Genomic DNA, 19630 nt, shown 5'->3' with positions numbered 1-19630 from the left:
CGATAGCTAATCCAACGCTGCTTGCACTAGCTTGACGTTTACGTAAGCATAGCACTAACATTTACGTTAACGTAAAGAAACAAGGCGACAACATCCAAAGGGGTACGCAGTGGAAACCTTCAAGATCAGCGAGCTCGCCAAGGAATTTGATATCACAACACGAAGTATCCGCTTCTACGAAGATGTCGGCCTGCTTCAGCCACAACGCAAGGGAAATACCCGGGTTTACCAACGCCGCGATAAAGTTCGGCTCAGGTTGATCCTGCGAGGCAAGCGGCTTGGGTTTTCATTGGCTGAAATCCGCGAGTTATTTGACCTGTACGATACCCAACAGAGCCAGCACCAACTGAGTAAAATGTTGAGTATTATCGACGATAAAGAAGCTCTACTCCGCCGCCAAATGGAAGATATCAATATTGTCATGCACGAACTTCAAACGGCCCGGAAACGATGCCAGCGGGCACTGAACACTCAATCACCGCTAGGCTAGAGGCTAAATAAACACAGCGAGTCTATATCGCAGCTTGGGGGATGCCATGATTGACCATTTCAAACCACTCAATTTCGGCCTTGATAGCACGTTAGAAATACTCAGGGAGCAAATTAGCAGCTTTGCCAGTCAGACTATTGCCCCCGTTGCCAACGCTATTGACCAAAGTAATGAATTTCCCCGTCAGTTATGGCCCAAACTGGGAGAAATGGGACTCCTCGGCGTCACGGTAACCGAACAATATGGTGGCGCAGGCATGGGATATCTTGCCCACGTTATAGCCATGGAAGAAATAAGCCGCGCATCCGCCTCTGTCGGACTGAGTTACGGGGCCCACTCCAACCTCTGTGTCAATCAGATCTTCCGCCACGGCACCGAAGAACAAAAAACAAAATACCTACCAGCATTGATTAGCGGGGAGCATGTTGGTGCACTTGCAATGAGTGAGCCCAATGCCGGCTCGGATGTCGTGAGTATGCAATTACGGGCGGAACAATCCTCAGAAGGGTTTGTCCTAAATGGCAACAAAATGTGGATAACCAACGGACCGGACGCCGATACCCTGATTGTCTATGCGAAAACGGATCCAACCCAAGGATCGCACGGAATTTCGGCATTTATTATTGAACGTCATTTCGCAGGATTCAGCCACGCCCAAAAGCTCGACAAGCTAGGGATGCGCGGTTCAAATACCTGCGAATTAGTGTTCGACCAATGCCTCGTTCCGAGATCCAATCTACTGGGAGAGCTAAATCAAGGCATTCAAGTACTGATGAGTGGTCTTGATTATGAAAGAGTGGTACTCGCGGCAGGCCCTCTTGGGATCATGCGCGCCTGCATGGACATTGTCATCCCCTATGTTCACGAACGTAAGCAGTTCGGCCAACCTATCGGTGAATTCCAGCTAATTCAGGCGAAACTGGCAGATATGTATACCCGAAGCAATGCTGCACGCGCCTATGTCTACACCGTTGCAGCAGCCTGTGACCGTGGTGACCAAACCCGTAAAGACGCCGCTGGCGCCATTCTCTATGCCGCCGAACTCGCCACTCAGGTCGCGCTGGAGACCATCCAAATCCTCGGGGGCAATGGCTACATTAATGACTATCCGGCCGGACGCCTACTTCGCGACGCAAAACTATACGAAATAGGGGCTGGCACTTCAGAAATTCGCCGGATGCTAATCGGTCGCGAACTCTTCGAAGAATCATCACGATAGGACTGGCCATATGACAATAATTCAAACGAGCGTTAACAGGGACGACAAATTTTTCCAAGATAACTATCAGCAACTTTCACACCTTGTCGATGAACTCCATACCCATATCGAGAGCATCAAGCAAGGCGGCGGAGCTTCTGCAATAGAAAAACAACGCGCTAAAGGAAAATTGCCAGTTCGAGAACGCATTGAACTCCTGCTTGATGATGGTTGCTCACTGCTTGAAATCGGTCAGTTTGCCGCCTGGCAAGTTTATGATGAAGACATTGTTTGTGCGGGCGTGGTGGCAGGTATCGGCCAAGTAGAGGGGGTCAACTGCATGATCATCGCCAATGATCCTGCGGTAAAAGGAGGAACATATTTCCCGCTCACGGTAAAAAAACACCTGAGGGCCCAAGAAATTGCCCAGCGTTGCCACCTCCCATGTATTTATCTCGTCGACTCAGGCGGGGCCAACCTTCCCCACCAAGCCGATGTATTCCCCGACCGAGATCATTTCGGCCGTATTTTCTATAACCAAGCCCGAATGTCGGCAATTGGCATCCCGCAGCTCGCCGTCGTGATGGGCTCGTGCACCGCTGGTGGCGCATATGTCCCCGCAATGGCCGATGTTTCAATCATCATCAAGGAACAAGGCACCATTTTTCTTGCAGGTCCTCCCCTCGTTAAGGCCGCCACAGGCGAGCAGGTCACCGCGGAGGATCTTGGCGGAGCTTACGTTCACTGCAAAACATCCGGTGTAGCCGACTACTATGCCAACGACGAACAGCATGCTCTGCAACTAACCCGTCAGGCACTAAAAAGCTGCGCGCTTCCCAAGAGCCTCACCCCAGATACAAACAGCCTCCCTCCCCGCTATCCTCTTGATGATCTCTTTGGCATTGCTGGCACTGACCTGCGCAAGCCCATCAGCATCCGTGAAGTGATCGCCCGCATTGTCGACGATTCCGATTTTGATGAATTCAAATCACTGTATGGCACATCACTTGTGTGTGGTTTTGCAACACTCTTTGGCCAAACGATAGGCATCGTTGCCAACAACGGCATCCTTTTTTCTGAATCAGCCCAAAAAGGCTGCCACTTCATTGAATTATGTTGCAAACGGAAAATCCCGCTGCTTTTTTTGCAGAACATTACCGGCTTTATGGTAGGCAAGAAATTCGAAGCAGAAGGCATCGCCAAACACGGGGCCAAAATGGTCATGGCCGTCGCCTGCGCTGATGTACCGAAATTCACGGTGATCATAGGGGGCTCATACGGTGCGGGCAATTACGGTATGTGCGGTCGCGCCTATAGCCCAACGATGATGTGGATGTGGCCCAATGCACGCATATCCGTTATGGGCGGTGAACAGGCAGCCAGCGTATTAGCACAGGTAAACCGCGAGAACCTCAAGCAACAAGGGGTCGACTGGCCAGCTGCCGACGAAGAACAATTCAAACAACCGATCCGAGACTTATACGAAGCTCAAGGCTCACCCTATTTTGCCAGCGCCCGCCTTTGGGACGACGGTATTATCGATCCAAGAGCCACCCGAGATGTCGTAGGCCAAGCCCTTTTTGCCAGCTTGCAGATCCCCATCCCCGACAGCACATTTGGTATTTTTCGCATGTAAATGGAGTTTTTTATGCCCGCGCTACCATCGACACTGACTCACTTTCATCCTACTGAAGATGCCCCCGTACTGGCATACCTAGACCCTCACGGGGTTGCCACACTGATCCTTAACCGCCCGGAAAAGCGCAATGCCTTCGATGCGGAGATGATCGCGGGAATGCAACATTACCTTAAGATATTCGCATCCTATGATGAGCTACGTCTATTAATATTCAAAGCTCAGGGCAACCACTTCTCTGCTGGCGCTGATCTCAACTGGATGAGAAGCATGGCTGATAATAGTTACTCAGAAAACCTCGATGACGCGCGGCAACTTGCCGAACTCATGCATCAATTGGATACCTTTCCCGTACCTACGATTATCACCGTGCAAGGTTTCGCCATAGGAGGAGCGGTCGGTATTATCTGTTGCTGCGATATTGCCCTTGGTGATGAAAGCTGCCGACTGGCACTTAGCGAAGTAAAAGTCGGTTTGATCCCCGCCACTATCATGCCTTACGTAAACCGAACGCTCGGCCAAAGGCAGACTCGACGCTACAGCTTAACGGCTGAATGGATCTCGGCGAAAAAGGCCGAGGAATTGGGGCTCTTCCACCAAATAACAGCAACGCCAGAAGAACGAGAGAATTCGCTAGCCTCGCTTAAACAACAATTAATGAAAAACAGTCCACAAGCACTGCGTGCCGTTAAACAACTCTGTGCCTATAACTATGCTCACCCACTCGACGATTCTCTCAGGCAGCATACCAGTGATCTCATCGCACAAATTCGTACCTCGCCAGAAGGGCAAGAAGGACTTGCCGCCTTTCTGGAGCAACGAGACCCAAATTGGAGAGCCCAATGACGCCCCCCTGTGAACGTATATACCACGGACATCTGCCCGGCAAGCTACCAACACAAGTAAAAATCGTTGAGGTTGGCCCTCGCGATGGCTTGCAAAACGAGCAGAATGTTGCAACCGAGGTCAAACTGGCGTTAATTAACCGCCTATCAGATAGCGGTTTAAAGCACATTGAAACCGGCGCTTTTGTCTCTGCGAAGCGGGTGCCACAAATGGCAGATTCACTATCCGTTTTCCATGCCATTGAGCGTCACCCTAATGTCATTTATTCCGCCCTGACCCCAAACATACAGGGCTTTGAAATCGCTCTGGCAGCCAAGGCCTGTGAAGTGGCCGTATTTACCTCTGCATCAGAAGGGTTTTGCCAAAACAACATTCATTGCTCGGTCAATGAAAGCCTAAAACGGTTTGAATCCGTCCTCGCCTTGGCCAAATTGCATGGATTACCCGTTAGGGGCTATGTGTCCTGTGTCTTGGAGTGCCCTTTCGATGGTTCTACCTCACCACAAAACGTGACGAATCTTGCCCGCTCTTTACTGGATATGGGGTGCTACGAAATATCACTGGGAGATACGATTGGCCGGGGAACACCTCTTCAAGTAGCCCGCCTACTCGACGATGTATCAAAAGAGGTCGATCCAGCTAAGCTTGCAGTTCATTTTCATAATACTTGGGGACAGGCGTTACCTAACATCTATCAAGCCCTTCTAATGGGAATAACAACCATCGATAGTAGCATTGCCGGTTTGGGGGGGTGCCCTTACGCCCCTGGGGCAAGTGGCAACGTAGCAACTGAAGATGTTATTTATTTGTGTGAACAGATGGGGGTTGAGACTGGCGTGGATTTACAAAAGGCCGCAAGTGCTGGTTGGATGATATGTGATGCTCTGGGAATATCACCACGCTCAAACGTTTCTTTAGCACTTCGCAGCCAAAATTAAGTTACGAGCGACTCTCACGTTGCTCTGCTTCTAACTCACTCACCGCCAACCACATTTTCTGTTCACGCTCGAGCGCTCGATCCAAATTACTTTTACCGCCCTCGACGCTCAGCTGATCCATCGGCCCAATATAACTTTCTGCATGGCAATTAAAGAGTGTTCGGAACTCTTCAATTGTCGGCAAGCAACTATTATCATCTTCAAACGCGTCAAAGATATCGGACACTTTGCCAGACAGGTCCCGTTTAATACCATCAATATCCCCGTTTCCCATCACTTTTCTCCTTTGATGTTAGCATCCTGATCAGCCTAGCTCACTCACAATGCGGTAACTCAAAAATGCAAAGTATTTGTATCATTTTTGATAATGACTAGAAAAAACTTATTCACCCTATAGCACTTTCGTCGCTCAATTAGGATTTGAATCTTAAATTAGAACTTATTGCTGTCATTTTTTCCGTTTATTTACCGATGGCTATACTTAGATTCAGGTTACTTGATAATGACAATTGAACTTAATCCTTAATCGGGTAATTGGACTACTATTTCGCAAAGACACAAAATAAGCACATCTGGAGGCAATAATAATATGGTAACCGCGTTGCCTTGCTATCGTCACTGGCGAAATCTTGCTGCATTCAGATATTACAGCCTTAGCTTAATTTACGGCGTTATTGCCTATATACCCACCACCCAAGCAAACAGCGAGGCACCACTAACTGAAAAAGCCCCTCAGGCAACTGAAGAAAATGAGCAAATCATTCATTCTCTCGACCCCAATGATGAGGAATTCGAAATTATTGAATGGATAGATGTAACCCAAGAATCTATCTCCGACACCATTCATGATTACAGTACAGAAGTTGATCATTACCTTGGTAAAGAAGACGATGAACAACCTATGCGCAATGGTAGTTATTTAAAAATCAAGTTTAAGCCCCGTTACAGCCATCGTGAATACTTTGACGGTGACGCGAGCATCAAGCTCAAAATCGACCTTCCCCATACCGAACGCAATTGGAAGCTCATTTTTGATACTGATCCTGATGATTTCGACCGCTTGGAAGACAAACAACGTGGAATAAGTGCAAGCAGCGATAGTAGCCTTAGCGGTACTGTGGGAGGCGTTCGCTTACAAGGACGCAAACTAGGACGGTGGAAAACCAACTTTGATGCCGGTATAAAAATTAGATTGCCGCTCGACCCTTTCGTACGAGCAGATCTAAGACGGGTTGATCGCCTAAGCAGCAATTGGACCAGTAGGATCAAACAAGAAATATTTTACTACCATGAGAAAGGTCCCGGCACATTAACCGAACTGGATTTTTACTTTGCACAACACACAGACCCTTCAACCATACTCAAGCTCAGCAGCAGTGCTCAATTCCTAGATACCGACAACAACTGGGAATTCGTTTACCAAACGGAACTCTTTGATCGAATTGACGATAGAAACCTCATGCAATATACCCTCGGGGTCAGTGCCGATTCTCGCCCTAACTATTCGATTACCAATGCCTGGGCCTCTATGACATGGCGAAACCGGCTTTACAAAGATTGGCTCTATATTGCCGTCAGCCCGGAACTCAACTTTCAAGACAAATTCAATTACCGCATCAACCCCGGAATTATGTTTGAACTAGAGCTATTTTTTATGGCTCAAGGCGGCATTGATCGACTCGCAAGAAAAATCCCCACTCCTGATTAATTACTCACGACAGAGTATTCCTTATGCACATCCCTTAATTTAGAAACACGAGTTGGATCACACAATATTAATATGCATATTGTCGATAATTATCTAAACTTAGTATATGCTTCAGGTTGCATCAATTGGAATGATGATTAACATTAAAGGAAACGGGGACACTATGGACCAAGCAGACACACTACGTCATTTTTTTGCTCGTCAAGAGTCCAGAAACCACTTGGAACGCTGCATTGAAGAAGTAAGAGATAGCATAAGGGACGGCAATTTCACGCTCTTAAACTACCAACTTAACGAGCTAGAAAAAGCCCAGCTAGACTTTGAATCTTTTGAAGAATAATGCACGATACTCTACTCGGCATCACGAGCATTTGCCTTTCTCACCACGGGCTAATACCCCATAGCAATAACAAAGTGCAAGTGATGTCGAATAGTATCTTCGGCTTATTGAAGAGCTATGCAGAAGAGCAACATTTCGCTTAATAAGTCTTCGCTACAAGCATATACTCCAAGTCCTTCCAATCACGGCTTTTCTCTACTCATAGCCTGCTTTGTTGAAACCAATAACTGGTCAAAAAAGTCACCTACATCATCTCTGTTTAGCCAATCAGGCTTAAACCGAAAGTGCTGCCAATGCTCTAAACGCTCCCATGTCGAATGCAATGGTGGTGTATGCAGATAAAGTAGAACAATCAGACCACACTTAATCGCACTGATAAACGGATTTCGCGGCGAAAACACTTTCATAGCCGTACCAAAGGATTTCTTAATTCGTCGATTGGCCAAGTCAACACTGTACAGTTCATCTAACAGCAAATGGACCAAGCCACCAGCAAACAGAAATAAACCTGACAGCCAAGAAGTCGTATCGCTATAGCCCAATAACGAGATCACCCAAACCACTAACAGTCCTGCTAACGCAATGAATGTTAATGAATGGCAGCATCCCCTATGTACCGTAATTTTCTCCAGAACCGACTTGAAATTATAACGGATGGTCAGATAACAAAAGATGCTGTACACAATCAACTCCAGCATCGACACCAATTTGTATATATGCCCAACAAAACTAAACGTGAGCATTCCGCCAAGCAATCGAAATAGTGTCGCCATTGATGTTGAATTATCCGAATCAACATCTGGCAATAAACCACCAATCGTACCCAACAATATGAGCCATAACGCAGTAACCGGAACGACATGTCCCGCCGACAATAACGCGGTTGCCGCTATACTACTGGTAAGAGCGGCAGTTCCTAGATGGGTTTTAAAATTAGCCACATCAACATCTCTACCTCAGTGAAGAGCTTACCTTTACTATATGGTATTACTGCCTTCACTAAGTTCTCAAAACTGGATATATAACCAGTATTATGTATGAAATATAATGAACTTCAATAAAATCCCATTTTCACGGCGTTACGGCTATTCAATCGATTATTATTTAGGCACATTTTAAGCTTCGATAATATTTGCACCAACCTCATACTCGGTATTAGCTGCAAAATAGAAAGGATTCCCTGACAACACATCCTATGGGCAATTCAACATCCCCAAACAACGTCAAAGAAAAAAATAGTCGTAAGGGCTATAACACTACCGGCTATTAAGCCAGCCTATCCGCACCCCAAACTGGAAAATTATAAGTATTAATATCATCAATTTGCGTTAGACTTATAGCATTATATAGCCCTGTTAACGCGGAAAACGCCATGGAAGCCGAACAACTCGAAATCTTAAACTTCATCAGTCAATATCCTCCTTTTGACGACTTGCCTGACGAAAAGCTAAAAGAAGTCGCACTAAATACTGAAGTGGCGTACTACCGAGCCGATACGACAATTTTGAATTTTGGCGATGCTATACATGATCTATTCATGATAAGAAGCGGCATTGTTGAAATCTATCGCCGTAAAGGCGAACTTTATAACCGAATAGACAAAGGCAATCTTTTTGGTCAGATGGGCCTGCTTATGAACAACAAAGTTCGTATGCCCGCAAAAGCGATTGAAGACACTCTCGTTTACTGCATCCCTGAAAGCATATTCACAATGCTATGTGATGAATTTGACAGTTTTGCTGACTTTATGGAAGTTGAAGAAAGTGCGAGACTTCGCAACGCGATCTCTACTCACTCTGAAGAAAATGACCTGACAACATCCAAAGCGCGTCATATCCTCACACGCGATCCTGTCACGTTAGAATCCACAGCGACTATTCAGCAAGCGGCTACCTTAATGACCGAGGAAAATGTCTCTGCCCTGCTCATCATCAACCCTGAATACGACGAGAATGACGATGATAATGACAGGCTTGTCGGCATCCTGACCGACAGGGATCTCTGCACCCGAGTCTTGGCTCTGGGTATTGATACCAACTTGCTGGTCTCCGACGTGATGAGCTCCGATGTCATTTCGCTCGATTATAACGCCTATGTCTTCGAAGCCATGCTAACCATGCTGCGCTATAACGTACACCACCTGCCTATCTTAAAAAATAAAATCCCGATCGGAATTATTGGCCTGACAGATATCGTTCGTTACGAGTCTCAAAACAGCTTGTTGCTGGTCAGTTCGATCTTCCAACAACAAACGGTTGAAGAGCTCAAATCACTCTCTGAGAATGTCAAAGACTGTTTTGTGCGTATGGTTAACGAAGATGCCAATGCCCATATGATTGGTAGCGCCATGTCAGTGATTGGCCGTAGCTTCAAACAACGACTCGCAGAGCTTGCCGAAGAGGAACTTGGGCCAGCACCAATCCCCTACTGCCTCGTTGCCATGGGTTCTATGGCTCGCGATGAGCAACTAATCGTGACTGATCAAGATAATGCCCTCATTTTAGACAATAGTTACGACGAAGAGCGCCACGGCGAATACTTCTCAAAATTCGCCACATTTGTCAGTGATGGGCTCGCGGCCTGTGGCTATAGCTACTGTGATGGTGAAATCATGGCGACTAACCCTCAATGGCGTAAAACTCGTGCTGATTGGGAAGAGTGCTTTGCCGATTGGATTGATGACCCCAACCCGCAGCGACTTCTTAATAGCTCGATCTTCTTCGATCTCGATGGTGTCTATGGCCGCCAAAAATGGGCAGAGCAACTCAATAGCTTCATCGTACGACGGGCCCGGAAAAACAACCGTTTTCTCGCCTGTCTTGCTCGCAATGCCATTAATCGCACGCCACCACTTGGCTTCTTCAAAGACTTCGTGATGGAAAAAGATGGCCGTCACAACAACTCGATCAACCTTAAACGACGCGGAACCGCACCACTGGCGGACTTAATCCGAGTTCATGCGCTTGCTGTCGGTTCACGGTCACAAAACTCATTTGAACGCCTTGATGACATTATTGACGCCGGCATTCTCCCTAAAGGCCGCGGTCAAGATTTACGTGATGCGATGGAATTAATCTACACGGTTAGGATCCGTCACCAAGCCCTAGACATTGAAGCCGGTATCGAAGCCGATAACAGTATTGAGCCCGAGAATATGTCTGATTTCGAACGCCGAAATCTAAAAGCAGCATTCCAAATTCTCAGCAACGCACAAAACTTCATTAAATTCCGCTATCAAGGAAACCGATGATGATGACGTTACTCCACAAAACGTCGAATTCACTTATCGACACCAGCCATACACCCAACTGGCCCCAGCGCTTGGCGACATTGGGGGAAGAGGCCAGTGATGAGCGTCTCAAGTCATTTTACGCAACAGCCAGCGTATTACCTGACACGCCATTAAAAGATGTCCCATTCGTTGCCCTTGATTTTGAAACAACCGGATTAGATCCACATTCGGATGAAATCATTAGTATCGGATTGGTACCCTTTAGCTTATCGCGTATTCATTGCCGGGGCTCTGCGCACTGGGTTGTAAACCCTAACCGGCCACTTAATGAAGAATCTGTAATTATTCATGGCATAACTGATTCCGATGTCGAAAAGGCACCGGAATTACTGAAAGTAATAGAACAGGTACTTGCCGCATTGGCCGGAAAAATCGTCGTCGTACACTATCGAAATATCGAACGGGAGTTCATGAATCAGGCGCTGCTGACTCGACTGGGCGAAGGCATCCAATTTCCTGTCGTCGATACACTCGCAATTGAAGCGGGGGTACAGCAAAAAATGTTCGGAGGCTTCTTCAATCGACTCAAAGGAAAAAAACCGGGTTCTGTACGCCTAGGGCGAGCGCGTGAACGCTACAACCTGCCGGCCTACCAACCACACCACGCACTGACCGATGCACTCGCAACAGCAGAGCTACTACAGGCACAAATTGCCTATCATTACTCACCTGAAACACCAATCTCTGAAATTTGGCTATAACGCCTCTATTCCCTTCCTAAGCTACCTTAGATACAAACAGTCAAGGTAGCTTAGGATATGTTTTGCCTCGTATATATCGAGGTTATTTTGACCGATACAATCAAACCACCAGTGGTTAGCACACTAAACACATTAAATTATTTATAAAATAAAGCACATAAAAGCAAAATACAGCCATCACAAAAATCTAAAATAACACTCACCTTGCCACTGCTCACAAACTCAGTACGGATTTTCAGCAAACAAGCAGCATTTGACTTAGATACAGGCAGTTCAAACCAACACAGCAACATACTCCGCACCAAACCATGCCTATATTCATATAGTGAATATTTGATTTTTTATTTTTGGAACAGGGCAATAAGAAACAACATGCCTCATTTCACACTCTTCAGTTTATTTTGAGTCAAGTAAAACACAACACAATAATTACAGCACAAATCATTCGTGTTTTATGGATTTTTATTTTAAAAGATAAAATCCATTAATATATTTACAATCATAATTTTAGATATAATATTCACAACTTCTTTGCGCTACGGCATGAGCAGACCCCATTATGTTTGCTAAATTAGACGTCACTTCGACGACAAACTTGCACCTGTCACACACAGTCATCAGTAGCTCTAAAACCCTTTTCTTCTCATTTTCACGTTCTTAAGGAGATAATTCGTGAGCAATGACAACAATGGTGGTATCCAAAGACCTGACGGCAAAGTCAGGCCTATTGATACCGACTATCAAATTGGCCAAGACAATATCGCCCTGAAAGTTGGTCCATTTGGTTTAGATATCCACAACCGCGTTTTTGCCATCTCAGGGTTAACAATCATCCTCTTTGTTATCCTCACTCTCACCTTCCGTGAACAAGTCGAGCCCTTCTTTGCCAACCTGCGTAACTGGCTCGCTTCTAATATGGATTGGTTCTTCCTCTCTGCAGGTAACATTTTTGTTATCGTCTGCCTCACACTCATTGTTACACCACTAGGGCGAGTACGTATCGGTGGTACAGAAGCCCAACCAGATTACACCTACGCAGGATGGCTAGCCATGCTATTCGCAGCTGGCATGGGTATCGGTCTTGTGTTCTTCGGTGTGTCTGAGCCAATGTCCCACTTCAGCGCCTCTTTAAACGGCGTAACCGTAGAGAACGGCGTACGTACCGACTGGGCACCGCTTGGTGGCGCTCAAGGTGATATCGATGCTTCCTCTGCGCTAGGTATGGCAGCAACCATTTACCATTGGGCACTCCACCCTTGGTCTATCTACGCCTTGCTTGCATTGGGACTGGCTATTTTCTCGTTTAACAAAGGCCTTCCTTTGACAATGCGCTCTATCTTCTATCCCCTTTTCGGCGAACGTATCTGGGGTTGGATTGGCCATGTCATCGATATTCTTGCTATTGTTGCAACTGTTTTTGGTCTGGCAACCTCGCTAGGTTATGGCGCATCTCAAGCCGCGACAGGGCTGAACTTCCTGTTCGGCATTCCAATGACCACAACAACTCAAGTTGTTCTGATCATTGTGATTACCGCTCTAGCACTGCTTTCTGTCGTTGCGGGTCTTGATGGTGGTGTTAAACGCCTGTCTGAAATCAATATGGGCTTGGCAGCACTGCTGTTGCTTTTCGTTATCGTTGTTGGCCCGACCCTTGCCATTTTCACTGGCTTTTTCGAAAACATCTATGCTTATGTAGTCAATATTCCAGCACTTTCTGTACCATTTGGTCGTGAAGATGTTAATTACTCTCAGGGATGGACTGCATTTTACTGGGCGTGGTGGATTTCATGGTCGCCATTTGTAGGTATGTTTATCGCCCGTGTCTCTCGTGGCCGTACTGTTCGTGAATTCATCATCTGCGTTATTCTGATCCCATCTACCGTATGTGTATTTTGGATGACGGCCTTCGGTGGCACTGCGATCAGTCAGTATGTAAACGATGGTTACCAAGCAGTCTTTGATGCTGACCTACCGCTCAAACTATTCGCAATGCTTGATGTATTACCACTGGCACAGATTACATCTGTCATTGGTATCTTCCTTGTTGTTGTTTTCTTCATTACTTCTGCTGATTCCGGCTCACTGGTTATCGATACTATTGCAGCCGGCGGTAAAGTCGATGCACCAACACCACAACGTGTTTTCTGGTGTACCTTTGAAGGCCTAGTGGCTATTGCCCTAATGCTAGGTGGTGGTTTGGCCGCGGCACAGGCAATGGCTGTTACCACAGGTCTGCCATTCACAGTGGTACTCCTAGTCGCAACGGTCTCACTGATCAAAGGCTTGATGAGCGAACCGCGCCCTAAGAAGTCTTCACTAAAGCGTGCTCCGCAATAAGGTTCTAACGACTTTTGCTACAAGCACATACAAAAAACCACTGCCAGCTGGCAGTGGTTTTTTTATCTCTCTAGTTCAGACTCTACTCGCGATACTTCTCTGTGCTAAAGCCCAGAATCAAGCTGACACACATTAACAAAAGAATAAACACGAATGGTAAAGCCGTTGAAATTGCCCCAGCCTGCAATGCTTCAATTGCCTCGGTGCCGCCGACATACAGTAGTACTGCCGCAACAGCCCCTTCAATCGTTGCCCAAAATACTCGCTGAGGCATTGGTGAATCAATCTTACCGCCAGCGGTAATATTATCGATCACCAAGGAGCCTGAATCTGATGAGGTAATAAAGAAAACCATTACCAGCACAATGGCAATAACCGAAAGAGTGGCACTCATAGGCAAAGATTCAAACATTTCGAACATCGCAAGTGGCACTGAAGTCAAACCATCTTGGCCCAGCACACCCACTTTGTGAATCACCTGATCTATTGCCTGACCGCCAAAAACAGACATCCAGATTGTGGTAATAATTGTCGGAACAATCAACACAGCAATCAAAAACTCACGTACGGTACGCCCTTTCGAGACACGGGCGATAAACATACCTACAAATGGTGACCATGACACCCACCATGCCCAGTAGAATACCGTCCAACCATGCAACCATGCCTGATCTTCACGGCCATGAGGGTTACTCAATGCAAAAAAGTTTTTCGCATAACCTGCCACGGTTGTTGGAATTGTCCCCATAGAAACGGCAAAACCCACTCCGGCAACAAAGACTAACAACGCCAGAGCCACCAGCATATTGAGATTACTCAGTAGCTTAACACCACCATCAATGCCTCGCGCTACCGAAATAATCGCCAATAAGGTAACAAAAACGATCACCCCAACCTGCAACCCAATACCGCCAGAAATACCGAAGACATGCTCGATACCGCTTGCAGCCTGCTGAGCACCTAACCCCAACGAGGTCGCAAGACCGAATAGCGTTGCCAACACGGCAAATATATCGATAACATGGCCCGGCCAACCCCAGACACGATCGCCGAGCATTGGGTAAAATATTGAACGGATAGAAAGCGGCAAGCCTTTATTGTAAGCAAAAAAAGCAAGGGACAGAGCAACCACACCGTAAATCGCCCAAGGGTGCAAGCCCCAATGGTACATGGTTGCACCTAATGCCAACTCACGCGCTTCTGGCGTAAAAGGAGTGACATTCAGAGGCGTTTCATACCATCCGGTATAATATGCGACAGGCTCGGCAACACTCCAAAACATCAGGCCAATGCCCATACCAGCGGCAAACAACATCGCCAACCAAGACATTCTGGAGTAATCCGCTTCAGCGTCCTTACCGCCGATACGGATCTTACCAAACGGTGAAACAATCAAAGCCAGGCAAAACACCACAAAAATGTTGCCAGACCAAATAAACAGCGAATCAAAACTATTGATAATACTATTCTTAATGCCATCTAACGCCGTCTTAGCCGTGACAGGGTCACTCACCAACGCAGCAATCAAAAACAGCAGTATCAGGCCGGCACTGGTACCAAACACCGGGTTATGAACATCAAACCCCCACTTCTGAATATTATCCTGGCCTACTGTGTAGTCCGTATTATCAATACTGTACTTATCTATACCACTCATCTTCTCATCCTTCTTGATAGACGAATGCCATGCAAAAACATTATCTGACAGAGCGAAATCTACCTTTCATTTCGAACGGCCAGATAATGACTCGACATGGCTCGCAACAAGAATACTTAGCCCTGTAATCATTAAATCAATGTACAGATCAAACCATTTCCTGCTCACTTCTGTCAAGTTTACTTGAAAATCAACACATAATGTCTATTTTTTGTACCGCAAAGAGGTTAATCCAGGTGAATACGTGGATATTTCAATCACACCAATTACTTCGGACACAAAACATTTTGTTTGAGATAACCATCACTCGCTGGCATCGGTGACACCTACTTATCGCTCCCATCCCATACAGGCAGCGATAAGAAAATATGGCACGTTTTAGTTTGTTACGTTATCTCAAATAGGAGGAATGATGGGGGATAAAAGATGAGTATTAACAAAGCCTATCTAATGTGACTTTTACCTGCGGCATAACCTTGCTGATAGCCATGTTCTAGCTTCGCGAAATCCGTGGTCAACCGTCCAACTGCAAACGTTTTTGGCGGCACAATGACTGTCACCTTGCAATCAACTGGCGGATTTTCAATAAAAGCCATTGCCTGATTATAAATTTCCGCTCGTTTTAGCATCGCATTAGCCAAAACGGGATGGTCTTTGAATAATTTATTTACGACCCAAGCACTACGGTACTCAGGTTTTCGATAGCCTTCAGGGCGAGATAAAATCACCGTGATTTCCCTCGCCCCCATCTCATAGGCTTTGATAACAGGGATCGAGTCCGCAACTCCCCCATCAGTCATACTCTGACCATTTATTTGAGGATACCCCCGGTAGGCCAAAGGGACAGAACACGATGCCTTTAATAAGTCATTGAGGTTATCAGGTGTTGCCCGAGTATAAATGGGCTCTCCGGTATTGATATCCGTCGTAACGACATAAAGCGGGGTTGGCTGGGACTGAAAAGACGAGATATCGTAAGGCAGTTCGCGTAACGTGATCTCCCACAACCAGTCCAGATCTATCCAGTGGCCGCCTTTCATGTAGCGGATAAAATCAATGAACTCAGGTCGACAGGAATAATCTGTAATGACCTTGTATGTCCGCTTAGGCTGCCGAGACAACCATGAAGCAAGACTAGTTGAACCCGCCGAGACACCAAGACAAAAATCAAACGGTTGATAGCCCTGAGCAAGGTAGCTATCAAGTACCCCTGCAGAAAAAATCCCGCGCATTGCACCGCCTTCAACAACCAATGCTGATTTCTGTTTCTCTGTACTCACGTTTGCTCCCTCTGTTTTCGGTCATCTCTAGTCATATAAACTATCAGACCACAAACGAGTCAGCTATAGGTAACAGTCATATTATTTCAAGCCATTGTTACTCTTTTGAATAGCGCCCTACTGGGCGCTCAGTAAACACTATTTTTTCTTATTTGATTGCCTCCACTTTTTCGTGAACCCACGCGCAGACAAAGTAAATTCATTCAGTGATAAATTCTCAACTTTTACAGTATTACTCGTGATGAACTGATTAATAATGTAATCCTGATCACGACGCTCACGAGAATAGGCTGCAATATACTTTTTACTAGAGTATTTATATGATTTACAAAACTCTTCCATATATACTATTTTACCGTTTACCCGATAAGGAACGGTTCTTACGTGGCTATCCAACTGCGGGGCGAAAGTCATTGTACTTGCATTGCAAGAGTTTACCATTTTACCGCCAGATGTATCCGTCTGAGTAAAAATAAGGTTTCGCTGACCAAATGGTGTCGTTCCGATTTTCACATTCAGGGTTGTCGTATCATTCCCGTAATGCTTTGTGTCTTGTGCGTACCCATCTTTATGAAAATTGTAATGATGGGGATTTGGCTCTGCAGCATAGCCCGATGTAGAGGTAGAAAAAAGCACGGCTGCAACTAGCATATAATTAACATTCATTCTTATACTGATCTATTGCCTACTGTTATATTGGGTTTAATTATGAACGAATAACTCTATCAGTTAAAACAATTTCACTATCATAAGAAAATTCATTTTCGGTATTATTCAAACACTATGCCGCACGATTCAAAACGGTACTGGGGATTCTGATATTGCTCATTATCCGCTTTGTAGTATTCTCGAGGCATCACACTATCTAGCCCTTTCGACTTAAGACACTGCCACTCATCACGAGTTATCACGACATATGACAGCGCCCTGTCCAATATTTCACCAATTCTCTCAACAGTTAATCGATCGTCTCGCACCAGAGCCTTGAGTTGACCCTCAATAACCCCTAACGGCAAATAAAGCTCGCGAACAAGATGCTTCAACGGCTCTTTCTTTGAAACCGCACTCAATTTGGATACAGCAACTGAACAAGGCGCATAAGAAAAAATCTGTCGCCAATCGGGTTTATTATGGCGCGTTACCAAGCCATGTTGATAACAGTAATAGGCCTCAAAATACTGCCGCAAAGAATGGAAGCGTTCCGCATAAACTTCCAAATAGATATGCTGTAACTCAATACCCGCATGAAATGCATATTCGGCTGACTGCGAGTTGTCACCTTGATAGCCCACTATACTCTCCGTTTTATCGTTCAATTTCCGAGAGATTACTCAGCACTTAACAAGAGATCAATTCAATCCAGTGCCTTCGTCGCAGCTTGGGCAAAGAACCAACAATACAGGACTCTCTTATTACTCAAAACAAACTCTCTTGAAATTTAAACGTATCTTCTTAGGTCTATTAACTCAAATGACCAAATTGCAGGAATACCTATGATCATAAAGAAAAAGGCCAAGTGGCAACTAGCCGAAAGCGATGCAACCCCTGAATCTGTCTACCACCAACGACGTGATATTCTCAAAAAGCTCGGAATAACATTGGCTGCACTCCCTCTCGCAGGGCAAGTTAATGCCGGTTTGTTCGACAGCTTCGGAAAGAACGCTGAAACCCCGGATCGACGGCGCACCCTAGCGGGAAAATCTTCATCCTATTCAAACCCACAGCTTTCGCTGACTCCTGAAGACAAAATTCTAAAATATAACAACTTCTATGAATTTGGCACCGACAAGTCCGATCCCGCAGCTCGAGCGCAGAACTTCAAAACCAACCCTTGGAATATTGAAATCAAAGGATTAGTACGTAATCCGTTCACGCTGGGCTATGAAGATCTCTTCAAGCGTTTCACCATTGAAGAACGGATCTATCGGTTACGTTGCGTCGAGGCTTGGTCAATGAATATTCCATGGCTGGGGTTTCCCCTCGCGGCTCTAATCAAGGCCGCCAGCCCTACTAGCTCAGCAAAATACGTCGCCTTCGAGACACTCTATGACCCCGACCAAATGCCCGGGCAGGCGTCGCGGCGACTAGGTGGCGGCATCGACTACCCGTACGTAGAAGGACTTCGCCTTGATGAGGCGATGCACCCACTTACGTTGCTGTCAGTTGGTCTTTACGGCAAGACGCTTGCTCCTCAAAACGGCGCCCCCATTCGCCTTGTTGTCCCGTGGAAATATGGTTTCAAGAGCATCAAATCAATTGTAAAAATCACCCTAACGGACAAAATGCCGCCAACCACATGGAACATTCTGGCCCCACAAGAATATGGATTCTATGCCAACGTCAACCCGAAGGTTGACCATCCTCGCTGGAGCCAAGCAAGCGAACGATTTATCGGTGAGGGAAACCTTTTCAGCAGCCGTCGCCAACCAACCAAAATGTTCAACGGCTATGAAGCACAAGTCGCCGGTCTTTATCGCAGTATGGATCTGACAAGGAATTACTGATGCACGATATCAATACAAACAAGACGGGCCATGTTTCTCGGCCTCATCCCAAACGTCGCATATTGACACTCAAGCCTATTCATATTCGGGCTATAAAGGTATTAATCCACCTTGTCTCATTATGGTTTGCCGCCTTACTCATCTGGAATACGCTGGAAGGCAACTTCGGCGCCGATCCAATACAAGGCTTAAGCCACTTTACGGGTTTAGCAGCCCTTAACACATTGTTTATCACACTGGCGGTATCACCATTTGCTCGTTGGTTAAAACAAGGACAGCTTGTCAAAGTACGAAGAGTCTTGGGCCTGTACAGCTTTGCTTGGGCCGTCTTACATCTGGCCGTCTACATTGCCCTAGACCTCAATTTTCAATGGACACTCATTGCCGATGAAATCGTCTCTCGCCCCTACTTATCCTTAGGGGCTGTTTGCTGGCTGGTTCTATTTGCTTTGGCCATAACATCCAGCCATAAAATCCAACGAACAATGGGAAGGTACTGGCAGCAGCTCCACAACTGGGTCTATTTGGCTCTCATTCTGGCTCCTATTCACTACCTATGGTCAGTCAAGTCAGGGCTTATTGAACCTGTCATTTACTTAGTTATTTCCCTTGCTCTTTTAGCGATGCGATATCACACATTTCGTCGCTGGTTTGCACAGTTTGCGACCGCACATTCGCGCTCATAAAACACAGCTTGTATTTT

General features: G+C 46.1%; 18 protein-coding genes. 12 read left to right on the top strand and 6 right to left on the bottom strand.

Annotation, left to right across the window (positions count from 1 at the left end; all coding sequences use genetic code 11):
* Nucleotides 1-109: 109 nt before the first annotated feature.
* The 5 genes from ACSF8X_RS18785 to ACSF8X_RS18765 are packed head-to-tail and all read left to right on the top strand — an operon-like array spanning nucleotide 110 to nucleotide 5108.
* A complete protein-coding gene (locus tag ACSF8X_RS18785) occupies nucleotides 110-490 on the top strand; it encodes a MerR family transcriptional regulator (RefSeq protein ID WP_047879104.1) in 381 nt (126 codons plus the stop codon).
* A gap of 46 nt (nucleotides 491-536) precedes the next feature.
* Nucleotides 537-1709, top strand: coding sequence for an isovaleryl-CoA dehydrogenase (locus ACSF8X_RS18780; RefSeq protein WP_500851977.1), 1173 nt, complete (start codon nucleotides 537-539; stop codon nucleotides 1707-1709).
* Nucleotides 1710-1719: 10 nt separating this feature from the next.
* Complete coding sequence (locus tag ACSF8X_RS18775; RefSeq protein ID WP_500851976.1) at nucleotides 1720-3324, top strand: carboxyl transferase domain-containing protein; 1605 nt, start codon at nucleotides 1720-1722, stop codon at nucleotides 3322-3324.
* Nucleotides 3325-3336: 12 nt separating this feature from the next.
* Nucleotides 3337-4170 (top strand): enoyl-CoA hydratase-related protein, encoded by an 834-nt coding sequence (locus ACSF8X_RS18770; protein WP_500851975.1) that lies wholly within the window; start codon nucleotides 3337-3339, stop codon nucleotides 4168-4170.
* A complete protein-coding gene (locus ACSF8X_RS18765) occupies nucleotides 4167-5108 on the top strand; it encodes a hydroxymethylglutaryl-CoA lyase (RefSeq protein WP_500851974.1) in 942 nt (313 codons plus the stop codon). The genes ACSF8X_RS18770 and ACSF8X_RS18765 overlap by 4 nt, the downstream gene beginning before the upstream one ends.
* Before the next feature lies 1 nt (nucleotide 5109).
* Here ACSF8X_RS18765 and ACSF8X_RS18760 read toward each other — a convergent pair whose 3' ends face one another.
* The gene (locus tag ACSF8X_RS18760; RefSeq protein WP_047879109.1) at nucleotides 5110-5382 is read right to left on the bottom strand and encodes a hypothetical protein; all 273 of its coding nucleotides are present in this window, start codon (nucleotides 5380-5382) and stop codon (nucleotides 5110-5112) included.
* A gap of 315 nt (nucleotides 5383-5697) precedes the next feature.
* On the opposite strand from ACSF8X_RS18760, the gene ACSF8X_RS18755 reads away from it, so the two are divergent.
* Both ACSF8X_RS18755 and ACSF8X_RS18750 read left to right on the top strand, forming a co-directional pair.
* Nucleotides 5698-6816, top strand: coding sequence for a hypothetical protein (locus ACSF8X_RS18755; RefSeq protein ID WP_500851973.1), 1119 nt, complete (start codon nucleotides 5698-5700; stop codon nucleotides 6814-6816).
* Nucleotides 6817-6979: 163 nt separating this feature from the next.
* Nucleotides 6980-7156, top strand: coding sequence for a hypothetical protein (locus tag ACSF8X_RS18750; RefSeq protein WP_157037835.1), 177 nt, complete (start codon nucleotides 6980-6982; stop codon nucleotides 7154-7156).
* 182 nt (nucleotides 7157-7338) lie between these two features.
* Here ACSF8X_RS18750 and ACSF8X_RS18745 read toward each other — a convergent pair whose 3' ends face one another.
* Complete coding sequence (locus ACSF8X_RS18745; protein WP_047879111.1) at nucleotides 7339-8097, bottom strand: metal-dependent hydrolase; 759 nt, start codon at nucleotides 8095-8097, stop codon at nucleotides 7339-7341.
* Nucleotides 8098-8528: 431 nt separating this feature from the next.
* Here ACSF8X_RS18745 and ACSF8X_RS18740 point away from each other — a divergent pair, with 431 nt between their 5' ends.
* From ACSF8X_RS18740 to ACSF8X_RS18730, 3 genes are all read left to right on the top strand, one after another.
* Nucleotides 8529-10406 carry a DUF294 nucleotidyltransferase-like domain-containing protein gene (locus ACSF8X_RS18740; RefSeq protein WP_047879112.1) on the top strand — a complete coding sequence of 626 codons (1878 nt, stop codon included), beginning with the start codon at nucleotides 8529-8531 and terminating at the stop codon, nucleotides 10404-10406.
* A complete protein-coding gene (locus ACSF8X_RS18735; protein WP_205626077.1) occupies nucleotides 10403-11149 on the top strand; it encodes a 3'-5' exonuclease in 747 nt (248 codons plus the stop codon). The genes ACSF8X_RS18740 and ACSF8X_RS18735 overlap by 4 nt, the downstream gene beginning before the upstream one ends.
* A gap of 672 nt (nucleotides 11150-11821) precedes the next feature.
* The gene (locus ACSF8X_RS18730; RefSeq protein WP_047879113.1) at nucleotides 11822-13486 is read left to right on the top strand and encodes a BCCT family transporter; all 1665 of its coding nucleotides are present in this window, start codon (nucleotides 11822-11824) and stop codon (nucleotides 13484-13486) included.
* A gap of 82 nt (nucleotides 13487-13568) precedes the next feature.
* On the opposite strand, the gene ACSF8X_RS18725 is transcribed toward ACSF8X_RS18730, so the two are convergent.
* The 4 genes from ACSF8X_RS18725 to ACSF8X_RS18710 all read right to left on the bottom strand — a co-directional run bounded on the left by ACSF8X_RS18725 (nucleotide 13569) and on the right by ACSF8X_RS18710 (nucleotide 17715).
* Nucleotides 13569-15143, bottom strand: a complete 1575-nt coding sequence (locus tag ACSF8X_RS18725) for a BCCT family transporter (protein WP_047879114.1) — start codon at nucleotides 15141-15143, stop codon at nucleotides 13569-13571.
* A gap of 443 nt (nucleotides 15144-15586) precedes the next feature.
* A complete protein-coding gene (locus tag ACSF8X_RS18720) occupies nucleotides 15587-16423 on the bottom strand; it encodes a patatin-like phospholipase family protein (RefSeq protein ID WP_500851972.1) in 837 nt (278 codons plus the stop codon).
* Between the two features lie 138 nt (nucleotides 16424-16561).
* Nucleotides 16562-17074, bottom strand: coding sequence for a hypothetical protein (locus ACSF8X_RS18715; protein ID WP_500851971.1), 513 nt, complete (start codon nucleotides 17072-17074; stop codon nucleotides 16562-16564).
* A gap of 119 nt (nucleotides 17075-17193) precedes the next feature.
* Nucleotides 17194-17715 (bottom strand): hypothetical protein, encoded by a 522-nt coding sequence (locus ACSF8X_RS18710; RefSeq protein ID WP_500851969.1) that lies wholly within the window; start codon nucleotides 17713-17715, stop codon nucleotides 17194-17196.
* Nucleotides 17716-17916: 201 nt separating this feature from the next.
* Between ACSF8X_RS18710 and msrP the strand changes: the two genes are divergently transcribed.
* Nucleotides 17917-18927, top strand: a complete 1011-nt coding sequence (msrP, locus tag ACSF8X_RS18705; RefSeq protein ID WP_500851968.1) for a protein-methionine-sulfoxide reductase catalytic subunit MsrP — start codon at nucleotides 17917-17919, stop codon at nucleotides 18925-18927.
* A complete protein-coding gene (gene msrQ / locus ACSF8X_RS18700) occupies nucleotides 18927-19613 on the top strand; it encodes a protein-methionine-sulfoxide reductase heme-binding subunit MsrQ (protein ID WP_500851967.1) in 687 nt (228 codons plus the stop codon). Before msrP ends, msrQ begins: the two co-directional genes overlap by 1 nt.
* Nucleotides 19614-19630: the final 17 nt, after the last annotated feature.

Source organism: Photobacterium panuliri, assembly GCF_059920555.1.
Note: the sequence above shows the minus strand (reverse complement) of the source record. Positions and strands in the feature narration are given on the sequence as shown.